The organism is Klebsiella sp. HMSC09D12, from assembly GCF_001808475.1.
Taxonomy (GTDB): domain Bacteria; phylum Pseudomonadota; class Gammaproteobacteria; order Enterobacterales; family Enterobacteriaceae; genus Klebsiella; species Klebsiella oxytoca.
On sequence record NZ_KV793507.1, the window covers coordinates 1 to 15,770 of the forward strand.

The 15,770-nt window shown below is 53.6% G+C and carries 20 protein-coding genes; 6 read left to right on the forward strand and 14 right to left on the reverse strand.

Going from position 1 to position 15,770, the window contains the following annotated elements:
• The 9 genes from HMPREF3178_RS31960 to fkpA form a co-directional block, all read right to left on the reverse strand.
• Positions 1-73 (reverse strand): hypothetical protein (locus HMPREF3178_RS31960; RefSeq protein ID WP_001560014.1); only part of this gene is annotated, 73 nt, incomplete at its 3' end.
• A 70-nt stretch (positions 74-143) separates the two neighbouring features.
• Positions 144-2,258 carry an elongation factor G gene (gene fusA, locus HMPREF3178_RS25920; RefSeq protein ID WP_004115957.1) on the reverse strand — a complete coding sequence of 705 codons (2,115 nt, stop codon included), beginning with the start codon at positions 2,256-2,258 and terminating at the stop codon, positions 144-146.
• Between the two features lie 96 nt (positions 2,259-2,354).
• On the reverse strand, positions 2,355-2,825 hold the full coding sequence (gene rpsG, locus HMPREF3178_RS25925; protein ID WP_004106370.1) for a 30S ribosomal protein S7: 471 nt from the start codon (positions 2,823-2,825) through the stop codon (positions 2,355-2,357).
• Between the two features lie 95 nt (positions 2,826-2,920).
• Positions 2,921-3,295, reverse strand: coding sequence for a 30S ribosomal protein S12 (rpsL, locus tag HMPREF3178_RS25930; RefSeq protein ID WP_002920115.1), 375 nt, complete (start codon positions 3,293-3,295; stop codon positions 2,921-2,923).
• 124 nt (positions 3,296-3,419) lie between these two features.
• Positions 3,420-3,707, reverse strand: a complete 288-nt coding sequence (gene tusB / locus HMPREF3178_RS25935; protein ID WP_017145328.1) for a sulfurtransferase complex subunit TusB — start codon at positions 3,705-3,707, stop codon at positions 3,420-3,422.
• Between the two features lie 35 nt (positions 3,708-3,742).
• Positions 3,743-4,102, reverse strand: coding sequence for a sulfurtransferase complex subunit TusC (gene tusC, locus HMPREF3178_RS25940; RefSeq protein WP_017145327.1), 360 nt, complete (start codon positions 4,100-4,102; stop codon positions 3,743-3,745).
• Positions 4,102-4,488 (reverse strand): sulfurtransferase complex subunit TusD, encoded by a 387-nt coding sequence (tusD, locus tag HMPREF3178_RS25945; RefSeq protein ID WP_004106378.1) that lies wholly within the window; start codon positions 4,486-4,488, stop codon positions 4,102-4,104. The genes tusC and tusD overlap by 1 nt, the downstream gene beginning before the upstream one ends.
• Entirely contained in the window at positions 4,488-5,210 is a 723-nt protein-coding gene (locus tag HMPREF3178_RS25950; protein WP_004106380.1) for a helix-turn-helix transcriptional regulator, read from the reverse strand. Before HMPREF3178_RS25950 ends, tusD begins: the two co-directional genes overlap by 1 nt.
• A 166-nt stretch (positions 5,211-5,376) precedes the next feature.
• A complete protein-coding gene (gene fkpA, locus HMPREF3178_RS25955; RefSeq protein ID WP_004106382.1) occupies positions 5,377-6,213 on the reverse strand; it encodes an FKBP-type peptidyl-prolyl cis-trans isomerase in 837 nt (278 codons plus the stop codon).
• 222 nt (positions 6,214-6,435) lie between these two features.
• Between fkpA and HMPREF3178_RS25960 the strand changes: the two genes are divergently transcribed.
• Positions 6,436-6,654: a protein SlyX gene (locus HMPREF3178_RS25960; protein ID WP_017145326.1), complete on the forward strand. Its 219-nt coding sequence runs from the start codon at positions 6,436-6,438 to the stop codon at positions 6,652-6,654.
• A 59-nt stretch (positions 6,655-6,713) separates the two neighbouring features.
• Here the strand turns inward: HMPREF3178_RS25960 and slyD are convergent, their stop codons facing one another.
• From slyD to kefG, 4 genes are all read right to left on the reverse strand, one after another.
• Positions 6,714-7,301 (reverse strand): peptidylprolyl isomerase, encoded by a 588-nt coding sequence (slyD, locus tag HMPREF3178_RS25965; protein WP_004106387.1) that lies wholly within the window; start codon positions 7,299-7,301, stop codon positions 6,714-6,716.
• A 94-nt stretch (positions 7,302-7,395) separates the two neighbouring features.
• Positions 7,396-7,596 (reverse strand): YheV family putative zinc ribbon protein, encoded by a 201-nt coding sequence (locus tag HMPREF3178_RS25970; protein WP_004106389.1) that lies wholly within the window; start codon positions 7,594-7,596, stop codon positions 7,396-7,398.
• Between the two features lie 11 nt (positions 7,597-7,607).
• A complete protein-coding gene (gene kefB / locus HMPREF3178_RS25975) occupies positions 7,608-9,413 on the reverse strand; it encodes a glutathione-regulated potassium-efflux system protein KefB (RefSeq protein WP_004106390.1) in 1,806 nt (601 codons plus the stop codon).
• On the reverse strand, positions 9,400-9,963 hold the full coding sequence (kefG, locus tag HMPREF3178_RS25980; protein ID WP_024274771.1) for a glutathione-regulated potassium-efflux system ancillary protein KefG: 564 nt from the start codon (positions 9,961-9,963) through the stop codon (positions 9,400-9,402). The genes kefB and kefG overlap by 14 nt, the downstream gene beginning before the upstream one ends.
• A 172-nt stretch (positions 9,964-10,135) precedes the next feature.
• On the opposite strand from kefG, the gene HMPREF3178_RS25985 reads away from it, so the two are divergent.
• The 4 genes from HMPREF3178_RS25985 (at position 10,136) to HMPREF3178_RS26000 (ending at position 14,351) form a co-directional block, all read left to right on the forward strand.
• Positions 10,136-12,040: an ABC transporter ATP-binding protein gene (locus HMPREF3178_RS25985; RefSeq protein WP_004106394.1), complete on the forward strand. Its 1,905-nt coding sequence runs from the start codon at positions 10,136-10,138 to the stop codon at positions 12,038-12,040.
• 192 nt (positions 12,041-12,232) lie between these two features.
• A complete protein-coding gene (locus tag HMPREF3178_RS25990) occupies positions 12,233-13,231 on the forward strand; it encodes a hydrolase (protein WP_160886763.1) in 999 nt (332 codons plus the stop codon).
• Positions 13,228-13,446: a YheU family protein gene (locus HMPREF3178_RS25995; RefSeq protein ID WP_004106398.1), complete on the forward strand. Its 219-nt coding sequence runs from the start codon at positions 13,228-13,230 to the stop codon at positions 13,444-13,446. Before HMPREF3178_RS25990 ends, HMPREF3178_RS25995 begins: the two co-directional genes overlap by 4 nt.
• Positions 13,447-13,481: 35 nt before the next feature.
• Positions 13,482-14,351, forward strand: coding sequence for a phosphoribulokinase (locus tag HMPREF3178_RS26000; protein WP_004106399.1), 870 nt, complete (start codon positions 13,482-13,484; stop codon positions 14,349-14,351).
• 46 nt (positions 14,352-14,397) lie between these two features.
• Here the strand turns inward: HMPREF3178_RS26000 and HMPREF3178_RS26005 are convergent, their stop codons facing one another.
• A complete protein-coding gene (locus HMPREF3178_RS26005) occupies positions 14,398-14,802 on the reverse strand; it encodes an OsmC family protein (RefSeq protein WP_004106401.1) in 405 nt (134 codons plus the stop codon).
• A 304-nt stretch (positions 14,803-15,106) separates the two neighbouring features.
• On the opposite strand from HMPREF3178_RS26005, the gene crp reads away from it, so the two are divergent.
• Positions 15,107-15,739: a cAMP-activated global transcriptional regulator CRP gene (crp, locus tag HMPREF3178_RS26010; RefSeq protein ID WP_000242758.1), complete on the forward strand. Its 633-nt coding sequence runs from the start codon at positions 15,107-15,109 to the stop codon at positions 15,737-15,739.
• Positions 15,740-15,770: the final 31 nt, after the last annotated feature.

A 15,770-nucleotide genomic window follows, 5' to 3' on the forward strand; every position in this document is an offset into this window, starting at 1 on the left:
TACCATGGTCAACGTGGCCGATAGTACCGACGTTGACGTGCGGTTTTGTACGTTCAAATTTTTCTTTAGACACGGCTATATTCCTTACTATAGTGCTCTCCCCTTCAGGAGAGAGCACGGGACTTTGGTTTTAACCCTGCGGCTTATTTACCACGGGCTTCGATTACGGCCTGAGCAACGTTGTTCGGCGCATCATCATACTTCAGGAACTCCATGGAGTAAGAAGCACGACCTTTGGTCAGAGAACGCAGCTGAGTTGCATATCCGAACATTTCAGACAGCGGAACTTCAGCGTGGATCACAACGCCAGTCACGTTGGATTCCTGACCGCGCAGCATACCGCGACGACGGCTAAGGTCACCGATAACGTCACCAGTGTTCTCTTCCGGAGTTTCTACTTCAACCTTCATGATCGGCTCAAGCAGAACTGGTTTCGCTTTCTTAAAGCCATCTTTGAAGGCAATAGAAGCGGCCAGTTTAAACGCCAGTTCAGAGGAGTCAACGTCGTGGTAAGAACCGAAGTGCAGACGCACGCCCAGATCAACTACCGGATAACCAGCCAGAGGGCCAGCTTTCAGCTGCTCCTGGATGCCTTTATCAACGGCCGGGATGTATTCACCAGGAATTACACCACCTTTAATGTCGTTGATGAACTCGTAACCTTTCGGGTTAGAGCCCGGCTCCAGCGGGTACATGTCGATAACGACGTGACCATACTGACCGCGACCACCAGACTGTTTAGCGTGTTTACCTTCGATATCGGTAACTTTCGCGCGAATCGCTTCACGGTAAGCAACCTGAGGTTTACCGACGTTCGCTTCAACGTTGAATTCACGTTTCATACGGTCAACGATGATGTCGAGGTGCAGCTCACCCATACCGGCGATGATAGTCTGGTTAGATTCTTCATCAGTCCATACGCGGAAAGACGGGTCTTCTTTAGCCAGACGGCCCAGAGCCAGACCCATTTTTTCCTGGTCAGCTTTGGTTTTCGGTTCAACGGCGATAGAGATTACCGGCTCAGGGAATTCCATACGCTCCAGAATGATCGGCGCGTTAGGATCACACAGAGTATCACCCGTAGTAACGTCTTTCAGACCGATAGCAGCAGCGATATCGCCCGCGCGAACTTCTTTGATCTCTTCACGTTTGTTAGCGTGCATCTGTACGATACGACCGAAACGCTCACGAGCAGCTTTCACGGAGTTCAGGATGGTATCACCAGAGTTAACCACACCAGAGTACACGCGGAAGAAGGTCAGGTTACCCACGAACGGGTCGGTAGCGATTTTGAATGCCAGAGCAGCAAACGGCTCATCATCGCTAGCGTGACGCTCAGCAGGAGTATCTTTACCATCGTCCAGGATACCGTTGATCGCAGGAACGTCGACCGGGGATGGCAGGTAGTCAACTACCGCATCCAGCATCGCCTGTACGCCTTTGTTCTTGAACGCAGAACCACAGGTTACAAGGATGATTTCGTTGTTCAGAACGCGCTGACGCAGAGCAGTTTTAATCTCTTCTTCAGTCAGTTCTTCGCCACCCAGGTATTTTTCCATCAGCTCTTCAGAAGCTTCAGCAGCGGACTCGATCAGGTTCTGGTGCCATTCTTCGGCCAGTTCCTGCATGTCTGCCGGAATATCTTCGTAAGTGAAGGTTACGCCTGCATCTTCTTCGTTCCAGTTGATGGCTTTCATTTTCACCAGGTCAACAACACCGGTGAACGCTTCTTCAGCGCCAATCGCCAGCTGCAGCGGAACAGGGTTCGCGCCCAGACGGGTTTTGATCTGACCAACAACTTTCAGGAAGTTCGCACCCATACGGTCCATTTTGTTAACGAACGCAATGCGCGGAACTTTATATTTGTTTGCCTGACGCCATACGGTTTCAGACTGAGGCTGAACACCACCAACTGCGCAGTAAACCATTACTGCACCATCAAGCACACGCATGGAACGTTCTACTTCGATAGTGAAGTCAACGTGCCCCGGGGTGTCGATGATGTTTACGCGATGCGGTTCATACTGCTTAGCCATACCTGACCAGAATGCAGTAGTCGCTGCGGAGGTGATAGTAATACCACGCTCTTGCTCCTGCTCCATCCAGTCCATGGTGGCAGCGCCGTCATGAACTTCACCGATTTTGTGGTTTACACCGGTGTAGAACAGAATACGTTCGGTAGTAGTAGTTTTACCGGCGTCGATGTGCGCACTGATACCGATGTTACGGTAGCGTGCGATGGGTGTTGTACGAGCCATTTGATTCCTCGTTTATTTCTTTAGGCGTTCAGTTAAGTTATCCAAAACGGGCGACTTACCTGAAGCGCCCGCCTGGTGACTAAGACTCCGAAGGGATTACCAACGGTAGTGTGCGAACGCCTTGTTGGCTTCTGCCATACGGTGAACGTCTTCACGTTTCTTAACTGCAGTACCTTTGTTGTCTGCAGCATCAGAAAGTTCGTTCGCCAGACGCAGAGCCATGGATTTATCACCACGTTTACGAGCAGCTTCAACGATCCAACGCATTGCCAGAGCATTACGACGAACCGGACGGACTTCAACTGGAACCTGATAAGTAGAACCACCAACACGGCGGGACTTAACTTCGACAGTCGGGCGAACGTTGTCGAGAGCGACTTCGAATGCTTCCAGTTCATTTTTACCAGAGCGCTGAGCCAGGGTCTCCAGCGCGCTGTATACGATTGCTTCTGCAGTAGATTTTTTACCATCTACCATCAGGATATTTACAAATTTAGCCAGCAGTTCTGATCCGAACTTAGGATCCGGCAGGATTTTACGCTGACCAATGACGCGACGACGTGGCATGGAAATACTCCGTTGTTAATTCAGGATTGTCCAAAACTCTAAGAGTTTAGTTTGACATTAATATAAAACGTTTGGCCTTACTTAACGGAGAACCATTAAGCCTTAGGACGCTTCACGCCATACTTGGAGCGAGCTTGCTTACGGTCTTTAACGCCGGAGCAGTCAAGCGCACCACGAACGGTGTGGTAACGAACACCCGGAAGGTCTTTAACACGACCGCCACGGATCAGGATCACGGAGTGCTCCTGCAGGTTGTGACCTTCACCACCGATGTAGGAGGTGACTTCGAAACCGTTAGTCAGACGCACACGGCAAACTTTACGCAGTGCGGAGTTCGGTTTCTTAGGAGTGGTGGTATATACACGAGTACATACGCCACGTTTCTGCGGGCAGGCTTCCAGCGCCGGCACGTTGCTCTTTGCAACTTTGCGCGCGCGTGGTTTGCGTACCAGCTGGTTAATTGTTGCCATTAAATAGCTCCTGGTTTTAGCTTTTGCTTCGTAAACACGTAATAAATCGCCTCATATAATATGAGGACGCAGAATTTTAGGGCGGTGCCGAAAAGGTGTCAAGAAATATACAACAATCCCGCCATTACCAGGACAACTGACCGGCATGTTTGACTGAAAGTCTGACGAAATCAGTATAGCTAACCCTGACGACACTGTCCGCAATTTGACCAGCCAGCCCGCGGGCTTCGATATCGTCTTGCAGAGCGTAGAGGGATATGGGGGCAGATTGCAGGATTTCAAGGAAGCGGCCTTGCGCGACAGCGGCGGTAACGCCGTCCGACAGCAGCAGCAGCTCGTCACCTTTTTTTATCAAACGGAGCATAGCCGCAATGTCGGCGTGCCAGGGGGATGTGCTTAATGTGTGGAGCATTCAGACCTCAGACCTCAGACCTCAGACCTCAGACCTCAGAAACGCAGTATCACGTTAAAATCGTCCAGCCGGGCGCGCAGAGCCTCTGGCTCCAGCCATTCACCGTCCACGACCCACGGCGTGGCGGAAGTCAGGCCGCGCTCGCGCGCTGAAACCGCGCAAATCCAGCACTGTTCAATATCGTATAGCGACAGGAGTTTAAAGGTAGAGATATAATCGCGCGCCAGCACTGCGGCTGGCCGCTGCTCCGGAAGGAGCTGAAATACGCCATCCCCGACGAAGAAGACGCCAATCTCTTCCGTCAGTGCGGATGTCGCCAGCAGGGCATCCAGCCCTTCCCTGCCCGATGCTGAGCCATGGGGTGCGGACGAAAAAATAAAGGCTATGCGTTTCATCAAAACTGCACCATCCGGTCGCAGGTTAAGGCAGCTTCCGCCAACGCACCTAATCCACTCAGCGTAAAGCCCGGCTGCAAATTATGCGCTGGCAAACTCAGCTGCTGCGCCTCCTGTGCATCGGTTATGCCACGGCGTAAAGCTGCGGCTACACAGATATGTAAGGAGACGCCGTGTTCATCATGTAATGCCTGCCAGGCCCGGACCAGATCAAACTCATCGCTGGCGGGGGCAGTTAGCTGATTCGCATTGTAGACGCCTTCACGATAGAAAAAGATACTGAGCAATTCGTGGCCTTCCTGCAACACGGCTCGGGCAAACTGCAGTGCGCTGCTGGCCTGCTGCGTACCATAAGCCGGCCCCGTCACCGTAATGGCAAAACGCATTATTTATCCAGCCCCTGGAAATCTCCGCTTTTGAACTGACGAATATAGAGATATACCGTGTGCTTAGAGATGTTCAGCCGATCCGCTACCTGATTAATGGCGTCTTTGATATCAAAGATCCCTTTCTCATAGAGGTTCAGAACGATCTGACGATTTTTGGCGTTGTTAGAAACGTTGCGGTCGGCATTCACCTCTTCAATAGTGAACTCAAGCGTCTGTGCAACCAGGTCGTCAACCGATGAAGCAAAGTTGACCTGTGAATTGACTTCTGTCGTTTCTGGCGGAATAAAGGTGCTCATTATTTGCGAGAACGGCACGTCAAGGTTCATGTTGATGCACAGCAGGCCAATAACCCGATGGTCACGGTTGCGGATAGCGATGGTCACTGATTTCATCAGTACGCCGCTTTTGGCGCGAGTAAAATAGCATTTGGAAACGCTGCTATCGGCCCCAGTCATATCGTGCAACATGCGCAACGCAAGGTCGGTAATTGGCGAGCCGATCTGACGGCCGGTATGTTCACCGTTGGCGATACGAATAGCGGAACATTTTAAGTCCTGCAATGAGTGCAGTACGATTTCACAGTGGGAACCGATGAGCATCGCTAACCCGTCCACTACCGCTTCATAGGATTTAAGGATATCGAAGTCGGTCTGGTCAAAAGGACGTTGATCCAGCAAATCAAGCTCGCTGGTCTCGTTGGTTAAAAGCGACCTGGACATGGAAAAAAGCACTCCTTTTCAGGAGCCTGTCGTTATCGTCAGGGCAGGCTCATCATCATTATTAATCTATCTAAAGTAATACAGCGCCTGAGGTTCTTTCCAGTTTTAATTATATCTGCCCTCAATAAAAAAGCCGCCGCCCCTGGAGGCGGCGGCTTGAGCCAGATTACTTCTTCGCGTCAGCGGCTGGCGCTTCGGCCGCAGCTTCAGGCTTGGCGTCCGCTTTCGGAGCCGGTTTGATGTCCAACAGCTCTACATCAAATACCAGAGTGGAGTTAGCCGGGATACCCGGTACGCCGGTTTTGCCGTAAGCCAGATCCGGTGGAATGACCAGCTGAATTTTACCGCCTTTCTTGATGTTCTTCAGGCCTTCAGTCCAGCCAGGGATTACGCCGTCCAGACGGAAGGACAGCGGTTCGCCACGGGTGTAAGAGTTATCAAACTCTTTACCATCGATCAGCGTACCTTTGTAGTTAACAACAACGGTATCGCTGTCTTTCGGCGCTTCGCCCGTACCCGCTTTCTCTACTTTGTACAGCAGACCGGAATTCGCTTTTTTCACACCCTGCTTTTTCGCATAGGCATCGCGATAAGCTTTACCTTTTGCCTCATTCTCAGCAGCATCTTTTTCCATTTTCTGCTGGGCAGCGGTTTTTACGCGAGTTTCAAACGCCTGCAGAGTCTGTTCGATCTCCTGATCGGACAGCTTGCTCTTATCGGCAAAAGCGTCCTGAACGCCGGCAATCAGCTGAGCTTTATCTAATTTGATGCCCAGTTTTTCTTGTTCTTTCAGGGAGTTTTCCATGTAACGTCCCAGCGATGCACCCAGCGCATATGCAGATTTCTGATCGTCATTTTTGAATGCCGATTTGCTGTCCGTTGCAGGTGCCGCTTTCGCTTCGGTGGCTGCTTTGGTCACAGTTTCAGCAGCAAAGGTCAGCGGTGCATTCAGGGCGACGGCCATTGTGGTCGCCAGCAGCGTTACTTTAAACAGTGATTTCATCCATTTCTCCAGGGCCGGGGCATCTCACCCCAGGGTTATCATAAAAAACAAAAAACGTACTATAGAACGTTGCAGAACAAATCAACATACAGACGTACCTGAATATCGCCTCATTTCAGACTATTTTTGTATGAATTAGTTTCCTGTCAGGCGTAACGATGCTGCGTGAATGCTGAAACTTCAGTAGAATCCGCCCGCAGGATCAGACAGAAGAGGTTACTCATGCACGATAGCACTTTAGAGACTCGCCTTGCGGAGCTGGAGAGCAGACTGGCGTTTCAGGAAATCACCATTGAAGACCTCAACAAGACCGTCACCGCCCACGAGATAGAAATGGCCAGGATGCGCGAACATATGAACCTGATGGTGGAAAAGCTGAAAGCTACTCAGCCCTCGCATATGGCTTCACAGGCAGAAGAAACGCCTCCACCGCACTATTAAGACGTAAAAAAAGCGGGTCTCCCCGCTTTTTTCTATTCCAGAACGCTAGCGCGATGGAATTAGTGGCAACCGCAGCCGCCGTTACCGCCGCAGCCGCCTTTGCCATGTTCATGGTCATGGCCGTGACCGTGGCCACCGCAGCAACCGTCATGATCGTGGTCGTGACCGTGATCGTGGCCGTGAGCGCCATGTACATGACCGTGTTCCAGCTCTTCCGCCGTTGCTTCGCGAAGCGCGACAACTTCAACGTTGAACTTCAGATTCTGGCCAGCCAGCATGTGGTTACCGTCAACAACAACGTGTTCGTCACCCACTTCGGTGATTTCTACCGGTACCGGGCCCTGATCGGTTTCCGCGAGGAAGCGCATGCCAACCTGCAGCTCGTCAACGCCCATAAACACGTCTTTAGGAACGCGCTGTACCAGGTTTTCGTCGTACTGGCCGTACGCGTCATTAGCGCCGACTTCTACGTCAAATTTGTCGCCCACTTCGTGACCATCCAGCGCGCTTTCCAGGCCGGAAATCAGGGAACCGTGACCATGCAGGTAGTCCAGCGGCGCGCTTACCGGAGACTCATCAACCAACACACCGTCTTCTGTACGTACCTGATAGGCCAGGCTGACCACCAGGTCTTTTGCTACTTTCATGATATCTCCTGAGCATGGGAAGAATAGTGGCGCAGATTGTAGCGGAATTCTGCAGCCGTGTACCCTTTAGCTTAAAAAAAGCCGCCCGATAACGCTAGTCCGGATGAAAAATGCCTATCACTTGCTCTTCTTTGCGAACATGCTCGCGGACCTCTTTATCCGCCTCTCGCATCTGGTGTCCACACTTAACGCACTCAACTATATCGACATTATTCTCACGCCACATCGCCAGCGAATCCTGAGCCTGGCACGCCGGGCATTTCGCCCCGGCAATAAAACGTTTACGCACAGCCATATCATTTACCTTTATTCAAATTCATCCCAGCCGTCTAACTGTCTGCTCTCTTTTTGCATCTCACGCTGAAAAATTTCCTCCAGCTCGCGCCTGGCTTCGCGCACGCGGGATATCTGCAGAGTATCACTATGAACCGGCATTAACTCACGCAACATTCGCATATCAAGACGCCGAAAATGCAGCTGCGCGCGCTGCGCCTGATGAGGATGCATGCCTAGCGAGATAAGCGCTTTACGCCCTAGCTCGAGCGCGCTGGAGAAGGTTTCACGAGAAAACTGCGCCACTCCCGCCTGCAGCAGTTCATGCGCCTCGACGCGTCCTCGCGCTCGCGCCAGAATATGAAGATGTGGAAAGTGTTGTTGACACATCTCGACCAGCTTCATGGTATCTTCCGGCTCATTGCAGGTAATGACGATCGACTGCGCCTCTTCGGCTCCTGCCGAGCGCAGGAGCTCCAGCTGCGTCGCATCGCCAAAGTAGACCTTATAGCCATATTGGCGCATCAGATTGACCGCGCTGATATCGCGCTCCAGCACCGTAATACGCATTTTGTTAGCCATCAGCAGGCGGCCAATCACCTGACCAAAGCGCCCAAAACCAACGATAATGACCTGCGGTTTATCATCTTCGACCCACGGAGCCTCGCCCTCCTCTTCGGATTGATTGAATCGGCGAGAGAGTATTTTGTCGATTAGCTTCATCAACAGCGGCGTGGTCATCATCGACAATGTCACCGTCACCAGCAGTAGAGCCATTTGATCGTTCTGAAAAAGGCGCATCGAGGCAGGTAATGAGAACAGCACAAAAGCGAATTCTCCCCCCTGGCTCAGCACTCCGGCAAACTGCACCCGTTCTGCGCTACGCAGGCCGTACACCCGCGCAAGGAGATACAGCACGACGCCTTTTACCGACACCAGTATTGCGACGCTGGCCGCTACCCATAGCAGGTGGGTATAGAGCACGCCAAGGTTCAGCGCCATGCCAACGGAAATAAAAAACAGCCCGAGCAGGAGCCCTTTAAAGGGCTCAATAGCGATTTCCAGTTCGTGGCGATACTCACTCTCGGCCAGCAGAACGCCGGCGATAAAGGTCCCCAGCGCCATCGACAAACCGAGCGCATCCATAAATAAAGCCGATGCAAGAACCAGCAGCAGCGTCGCTGCGGTGAAGACCTCCCGCACGCCGGATCCGGCGATAAAACGAAACACCGGCCTCAGCAGAAAACGGCCGCCAACCAGCATTCCGCCAAAGGCCAGGACCTTCATCCCGATGGTGAGCCAATTAAAGTGGTCGTCACCTGAACCGGCAAACAGGGGCACCACCGCCAGGGCCGGGATAACGGCCAGATCCTGAAACAGCAGTACGGAGAATCCCAGTTGCCCGGACTCGCTGCGGCTCATGCCTTTCTCACGCATCAGCTGCAGCGCCATCGCGGTTGAAGACATCGCCAGCCCAAGTCCGCCCACCACCGCTGCGCGCCATGAGAAGTCGCTAAGCATGAGCAAGCCGCCAAGAATGAGCGCGCTGAAAGCGACCTGCGCGGCGCCTACGCCGAAAATTGAGCTTCTTAGCCGCCAGAGCTTGGACGGATTCAGCTCCAGCCCAATAATAAACATCAGAAAGACGACGCCTAATTCTGAGAAGTGAAGGATTTCATCAACATCGCTGATAAACCCTAACCCCCAGGGGCCAATGGCGATACCGGCCAGCAGATACCCCAGCACGGCGCCAATACCCAGCCTCGCCGCCAGCGGTACCGCCACCACCGCGGCAAACAGAAATAACACCCCGGCCAGCAGTAAATCAGCTCCCGCCATTTGTACCTCCAGCCGTTACAGGATTAGCCAGCCAGTCGCGGTAGGCACGAGCGCGGCTTTTCAGATCGTCAGGCGATTGCCGCCGCGCCCAGTAGACGATAATCGGGCTTATCCAGTGCATGCGGCACATGCCGGCGGTCAGTTCGAAAGGGCGAAGAATGTCATTTATTGGATAGCGATGGGCATCGCGTCGATAGGCGCTCTCCGGCTCCCCGGTGGTAATCACGCTACGCCAGTACTTTCCCGCCAGCTGGTTCCCTCCCGCCCCGCTGGCAAAACCACGGCTGAGCACCCTATCCAGCCACTCTTTCATCAGCGCCGGACAGCTCCAGGTATAAAGCGGATGCTGAAAAACAATCACCTCATGCTGGCGCAGGAGATCCTGCTCATGGGCGATATCGATAAAAAAATCCGGATAGTGCGCGTAAAGATCGTGCACGGTAACATTCGACAACTGTAAGGCCGGTTCAAGCAAAACCCGGTTGGCCACGGAATCCTGAGATTCTGGGTGGGCATACAGCAGCAAAACCTTCGCTGTCTGAGACATCATTCCCCTCCCGAACGTCTTCTGGCGGCCTGTGCAGCGGCTGCGTCCCGACGCAACCAGAATGACTTTGTGTATCGTCTTCATTTTGGGCTACCATTGCGGCCCGGTTGAGCGATTCGCTCCACACTACATTATCATAATGACAAATTAACATAGTCAGAACATACGGCGCCTTATGATTGTTTTCTCCTCGTTACAAATTCGTCGCGGCGTACGCGTCCTGCTGGACAACGCCAGCGCCACCATCAACCCAGGGCAAAAAGTCGGCCTGGTGGGTAAAAACGGCTGCGGTAAATCCACGCTGCTTTCGCTTTTGAAAAACGAGATTAGCGCCGACGGCGGCTCGATGACTTTTCCCGGTAGCTGGCAGCTGGCCTGGGTTAACCAGGAAACGCCAGCCCTTCCTCAGCCGGCTATAGACTATGTTATTGACGGCGATCGCGAATTCCGCAAGCTGGAGGCGGATTTGCACGCGGCCAACGAACGAAATGACGGACATGCCATTGCGACGGTCCACGGTAAGCTGGATGCCATCGATGCCTGGACCATAAGATCCCGCGCGGCCAGCCTGCTGCACGGCCTCGGTTTCAGCAATGAACAGCTTGAGAGGCCGGTGAGCGACTTTTCCGGCGGCTGGCGCATGCGTCTTAACCTCGCCCAGGCGCTTATTTGCCGTTCCGATCTGCTACTGCTTGATGAACCGACTAACCACCTCGACCTCGACGCGGTAATCTGGCTGGAGAAGTGGCTCAAAAGCTACAGCGGCACGCTGATCCTGATCTCCCACGATCGCGACTTCCTTGACCCAATCGTCGACAAAATTATTCATATCGAACAGCAAACGATGTTCGAATATACCGGCAACTACAGCTCTTTCGAAGTGCAGCGCGCAACCCGCCTTTCTCAACAACAAGCGATGTATGAGAGCCAGCAGCAGCGCGTGGCCCATCTGCAGAGCTATATCGATCGTTTCCGCGCGAAAGCGACCAAAGCCAAGCAAGCGCAAAGCCGTATCAAAATGCTCGAGCGTATGGAGCTCATCGCCCCTGCCCACGTTGATAATCCGTTCCACTTTAGCTTCCGTGCGCCGGAAAGCCTGCCCAATCCACTGCTGAAGATGGAAAAAGTCAGCGCCGGCTATGGCGAGCGCGTCATTCTCGATTCGATCAAGCTGAATCTGGTTCCAGGGTCGCGCATCGGTCTGCTGGGGCGTAACGGAGCGGGTAAATCCACGCTGATTAAGCTGCTGGCCGGCGAGCTACAGCCGCTGCGCGGTGAAATTGGCCTGGCGAAAGGCATCAAGCTTGGCTACTTTGCTCAGCACCAGCTTGAATTCCTGCGCGCGGACGAATCCCCGCTCCAGCATCTTGCCCGCCTGGCGCCGCAGGAGCTGGAGCAGAAACTGCGCGACTATCTGGGCGGTTTCGGGTTCCAGAGCGACAAAGTCAACGAAGAGACAAAGCGTTTCTCCGGCGGCGAGAAGGCGCGCCTGGTGCTGGCGCTGATCGTCTGGCAACGCCCTAACCTGCTGCTGCTTGATGAACCGACCAACCACCTCGATCTCGACATGCGCCAGGCGCTAACTGAAGCGTTAATTGATTTTGAAGGCGCCCTGGTGGTGGTCTCCCACGACCGCCATCTGATTCGTTCCACTACCGACGATCTTTATCTGGTGCACGATAGCAAAGTCGAACCTTTCGACGGCGATCTCGAAGATTACCAGCAGTGGTTGAGCGACTCGCAAAAGCAGGAAAGCCAGGCATCGGAAGAACCGAAAGAAAACGGCAACAGCGCCCAGGCGCGTAAAGATCAGAAACGCCGCGAAGCCGAGCTGCGTACGCAAACCCAGCCGCTGCGTAAAGAGATTATCCGTCTGGAAAAAGAGATGGAGAAGCTCAACGCCCAGCTGGCGCAGGCGGAAGAGAAGCTCGGCGACAGCGGCCTGTACGATCAAAGCCGTAAAGCAGAGCTTACCGAATGTTTACAGCAGCAGGCCAGCGCAAAGTCCGGCCTCGAAGAGTGTGAAATGGCCTGGCTGGATGCGCAGGAACAGCTGGAGCAGATGCTGCAGGAAGGCTAGCGGCAACATGCGCTACAGCGAGGCGGGGAAACCCGCCTGTTTACCTCTCTCTCCGCGGCTTTTTACACGTAACCTGCCTACCGATTAGCCGCAAGACCACATATTGGCTAACCTGCGTACTTCATGCGCGGTATAGTATGGATAAAGATTATTAATTGCTCTGGTGCTATGGTTGATATCACTCCTACAGAAATGACGCCCCCGGAAAACGACTCGCAGCAGTTTCATCCGATGCGCGGCGTAGGCAATCGTCATTTGCAAACCATGTTGCCGCGGCTAATCCGTCGCAAACTCCGTTTCACTCCCCACTGGCAGCGTCTTGAACTGCCGGATGGCGACTTTGTCGATCTGGCCTGGAGTGAAGATCCTTCTCAGGCACGCCATAAACCCAGACTGGTGGTATTTCATGGTCTGGAGGGCAGCCTGCACAGCCCTTACGCACACGGACTTATCCATGCGGCAATGCAGCGCGGCTGGCTGGGCGTGGTGATGCATTTTCGCGGCTGTAGCGGCGAACCCAACCGAAATAACCGCATCTACCATTCGGGCGAAACGGAAGACGGCTCCTGGTTTCTGCGCTGGCTCCAGCGCGAATACGGTTCGGCCCCGACCGCAGCGGTAGGTTATTCGCTCGGGGGCAATATGCTGGGCTGCCTGCTGGCAAAAGAAGGCGACGATATTCCGGTCGATGCCGCGGTGATCGTCTCGGCTCCGTTTATGCTGGAAGCCTGTAGCTATCATATGGATAAAGGTTTCTCACGCGTTTATCAGCGCTATTTGCTTAATCTGCTAAAAGCCAACGCCGCACGTAAGCTAAAAGCCTATCCTGGCTCTCTGCCCGTCGATTTACGTCAGCTAAAAAGCATGCGCCGTATCCGCGAATTTGACGACAGCATCACCGCGAGGATCCACGGTTTTGCCGATGCGCTGGACTATTATCGCCAGTGCAGCGCCATGCCGCGCTTAAGCGATATCACGAAGCCCACGCTGATTATTCACGCAAAAGACGACCCTTTTATGGACCATCACTCGATACCGCCGCAGGAACAATTGCCGGCGAATGTCGAGTATCAGCTGACGGAGCACGGCGGGCACGTTGGGTTCGTCGGCGGTACCTTGCGTAAGCCAGAGATGTGGCTTGAAAGACGCATTCCGGATTGGCTAACCCGCTGGTTAGGAGGAAAATTATGATCATACCCTGGCAAGAGCTCGCTCCCGAAACGCTGGATAGCCTGATCGAAAGTTTTGTCTTGCGCGAAGGCACCGATTATGGTGAACATGAACGTTCGCTGGTTGATAAAGTCTCTGATGTAAAACAGCAGCTAAAAAGCGGAGAGGCCGTGCTGGTATGGTCAGAGCTGCACGAGACGGTCAACATCATGCCCCGCAAGCAGTTTCACGGCTAAGGCGGCACACACTATCGTTTATCCAGGGAGTTGTTATGTCTGCCAAACATCCGGTGATTGCCGTCACGGGCTCCAGCGGCGCGGGTACCACAACCACCAGCCTCGCTTTCCGCAAAATCTTCGCCCAGCTGAATCTGCATGCCGCTGAAGTCGAAGGGGATAGCTTTCACCGCTACACCCGCCCGGAAATGGACATGGCGATCCGCAAAGCGCGGGATCAGGGCAAACATATCAGCTACTTCGGCCCAGAGGCCAACGACTTTGGCCTGCTGGAACAGACGTTTTCTGAGTATGGGCTAAGCGGCAAAGGCCAGTCGCGCAAGTATTTACATACCTATGACGAAGCCGTGCCGTGGAACCAGGTTCCGGGGACCTTCACGCCCTGGCAGCCGCTGCCCGAGCCGACTGACGTCCTCTTTTACGAAGGCCTGCACGGCGGCGTCGTGACGCCGCAGCACAACGTCGCAAACCATGTCGACCTTCTGGTCGGCGTGGTGCCCATCGTCAATCTTGAGTGGATCCAGAAGCTTATCCGCGACACCAGCGAACGCGGCCACTCTCGGGAGGCGGTGATGGACTCGGTGGTCCGCTCGATGGAGGACTACATCAACTTTATCACCCCGCAGTTTTCGCGCACCCATCTCAACTTCCAGCGCGTCCCCACGGTGGATACGTCCAATCCCTTTGCGGCCAAAGCCATCCCTTCCCTGGATGAAAGCTTCGTGGTGATTCATTTCCGCAACCTGAAAAATATCGATTTTCCGTGGCTTCTGGCGATGCTTCAGGGTTCGTTTATCTCACATATGAACACGCTGGTGGTACCGGGCGGAAAAATGGGGCTGGCGATGGAGCTGATTATGGCGCCGCTGGTTGAACGGCTGATGGAAGGCAAGAAAATAAGCTAGCTGCGATCGCCCCGGCGGCAACATAACCTACCGGGGTCGGTTCCGTTTATCCTTCGATCACTTCATAAGAGTGAGTAATGTTTACCGCCTTCTCAAGCATCAGCGCCACCGAGCAGTATTTTTCCGCCGACAGGTCAACGGCGCGGGAAACGGCCGCGTCTTTCAACTCCTTACCGGTCACGATAAAGTGCAGATTGATATGGGTAAACAGACGCGGCGCCTCTTCGCGACGCTCCGAGGTCAGCTTAACTTCGCAGTTGGTGACGTTATGACGCCCCTTCTGCAAAATGGAAACCACGTCAATCGCGCTGCACCCGCCTGCCGCCATCAGCACCATTTCCATCGGGCTGGGCGCTTTATCCCCGGAATTACCGTCCATCAGAATCTGGTGGCCAGAAGCCGACTCACCGATGAAGGTTAACCCTTCAACCCACTTCACTCGCGCTTGCATAAATTTAACTCCAGGGCTGTAATTTTCCTGACAGATTACGCGTAGATAACAATTCTCGCAACGGAAGGCGACCTGGGTCATGCTGAAGCGAGACACCAGGAGACATGCGGCGAAAGCTATGCTAAAACAGTCTGGATGCTACAGTAATACATTGATGTACTGCATGTATGCAGAGGAGTTCACATTACAGGCTGCAGAACACTTTCAGCCGGATTCCCAGGTATAGGGATTCAATACGATTGCATGCCCGGATGCCGTGTAGTGTCGGCACCCGGAGATAGCTTATAACAGAGGATAACCGCGCATGGTGCTTGGCAAACCGCAAACAGACCCTACCCTTGAATGGTTCTTGTCTCATTGCCACATTCATAAGTACCCATCAAAGAGCACGCTGATCCACCAGGGTGAAAAAGCAGAAACGTTGTACTACATCGTTAAGGGCTCCGTGGCTGTACTCATCAAGGATGAAGAAGGTAAAGAGATGATCCTCTCTTACCTCAACCAGGGCGATTTCATCGGTGAATTAGGCCTGTTTGAAGAAGGTCAGGAGCGTAGCGCCTGGGTACGTGCGAAAACCGCATGTGAAGTGGCCGAAATCTCCTACAAAAAATTCCGTCAGCTGATCCAGGTTAACCCGGATATCCTGATGCGTCTCTCTTCGCAGATGGCGCGCCGTCTGCAGGTTACGTCGGAAAAAGTGGGCAACCTCGCTTTCCTCGACGTGACTGGTCGTATCGCCCAGACGCTGCTGAACCTGGCAAAACAGCCGGATGCGATGACCCACCCGGACGGTATGCAAATTAAAATTACCCGCCAGGAAATCGGTCAGATTGTCGGATGCTCTCGCGAAACCGTTGGCCGCATCCTGAAAATGCTGGAAGATCAAAACCTGATCTCGGCACACGGTAAAACTATCGTCGTCTACGGTACCCGTTAAGTCGGTAAAACGGCGTATTGCCTGACAATAC

What these genes read in the sequence shown, in the direction of transcription:
- fusA (WP_004115957.1), bottom strand. Translation starts at nt 2,258, where the DNA reads ATGGCTCGTACAACACCCATCGCACGCTACCGTAACATCGGTATCAGT.
- rpsG (WP_004106370.1), bottom strand. Translation starts at nt 2,825, where the DNA reads ATGCCACGTCGTCGCGTCATTGGTCAGCGTAAAATCCTGCCGGATCCT.
- rpsL (WP_002920115.1), bottom strand. Translation starts at nt 3,295, where the DNA reads ATGGCAACAATTAACCAGCTGGTACGCAAACCACGCGCGCGCAAAGTT.
- tusB (WP_017145328.1), bottom strand. Translation starts at nt 3,707, where the DNA reads ATGCTCCACACATTAAGCACATCCCCCTGGCACGCCGACATTGCGGCT.
- tusC (WP_017145327.1), bottom strand. Translation starts at nt 4,102, where the DNA reads ATGAAACGCATAGCCTTTATTTTTTCGTCCGCACCCCATGGCTCAGCA.
- tusD (WP_004106378.1), bottom strand. Translation starts at nt 4,488, where the DNA reads ATGCGTTTTGCCATTACGGTGACGGGGCCGGCTTATGGTACGCAGCAG.
- HMPREF3178_RS25950 (WP_004106380.1), bottom strand. Translation starts at nt 5,210, where the DNA reads ATGTCCAGGTCGCTTTTAACCAACGAGACCAGCGAGCTTGATTTGCTG.
- fkpA (WP_004106382.1), bottom strand. Translation starts at nt 6,213, where the DNA reads ATGAAATCACTGTTTAAAGTAACGCTGCTGGCGACCACAATGGCCGTC.
- HMPREF3178_RS25960 (WP_017145326.1), top strand. Translation starts at nt 6,436, where the DNA reads ATGCACGATAGCACTTTAGAGACTCGCCTTGCGGAGCTGGAGAGCAGA.
- slyD (WP_004106387.1), bottom strand. Translation starts at nt 7,301, where the DNA reads ATGAAAGTAGCAAAAGACCTGGTGGTCAGCCTGGCCTATCAGGTACGT.
- HMPREF3178_RS25970 (WP_004106389.1), bottom strand. Translation starts at nt 7,596, where the DNA reads ATGGCTGTGCGTAAACGTTTTATTGCCGGGGCGAAATGCCCGGCGTGC.
- kefB (WP_004106390.1), bottom strand. Translation starts at nt 9,413, where the DNA reads ATGGCGGGAGCTGATTTACTGCTGGCCGGGGTGTTATTTCTGTTTGCC.
- kefG (WP_024274771.1), bottom strand. Translation starts at nt 9,963, where the DNA reads ATGATGTCTCAGACAGCGAAGGTTTTGCTGCTGTATGCCCACCCAGAA.
- HMPREF3178_RS25985 (WP_004106394.1), top strand. Translation starts at nt 10,136, where the DNA reads ATGATTGTTTTCTCCTCGTTACAAATTCGTCGCGGCGTACGCGTCCTG.
- HMPREF3178_RS25990 (WP_160886763.1), top strand. Translation starts at nt 12,233, where the DNA reads ATGACGCCCCCGGAAAACGACTCGCAGCAGTTTCATCCGATGCGCGGC.
- HMPREF3178_RS25995 (WP_004106398.1), top strand. Translation starts at nt 13,228, where the DNA reads ATGATCATACCCTGGCAAGAGCTCGCTCCCGAAACGCTGGATAGCCTG.
- HMPREF3178_RS26000 (WP_004106399.1), top strand. Translation starts at nt 13,482, where the DNA reads ATGTCTGCCAAACATCCGGTGATTGCCGTCACGGGCTCCAGCGGCGCG.
- HMPREF3178_RS26005 (WP_004106401.1), bottom strand. Translation starts at nt 14,802, where the DNA reads ATGCAAGCGCGAGTGAAGTGGGTTGAAGGGTTAACCTTCATCGGTGAG.
- crp (WP_000242758.1), top strand. Translation starts at nt 15,107, where the DNA reads ATGGTGCTTGGCAAACCGCAAACAGACCCTACCCTTGAATGGTTCTTG.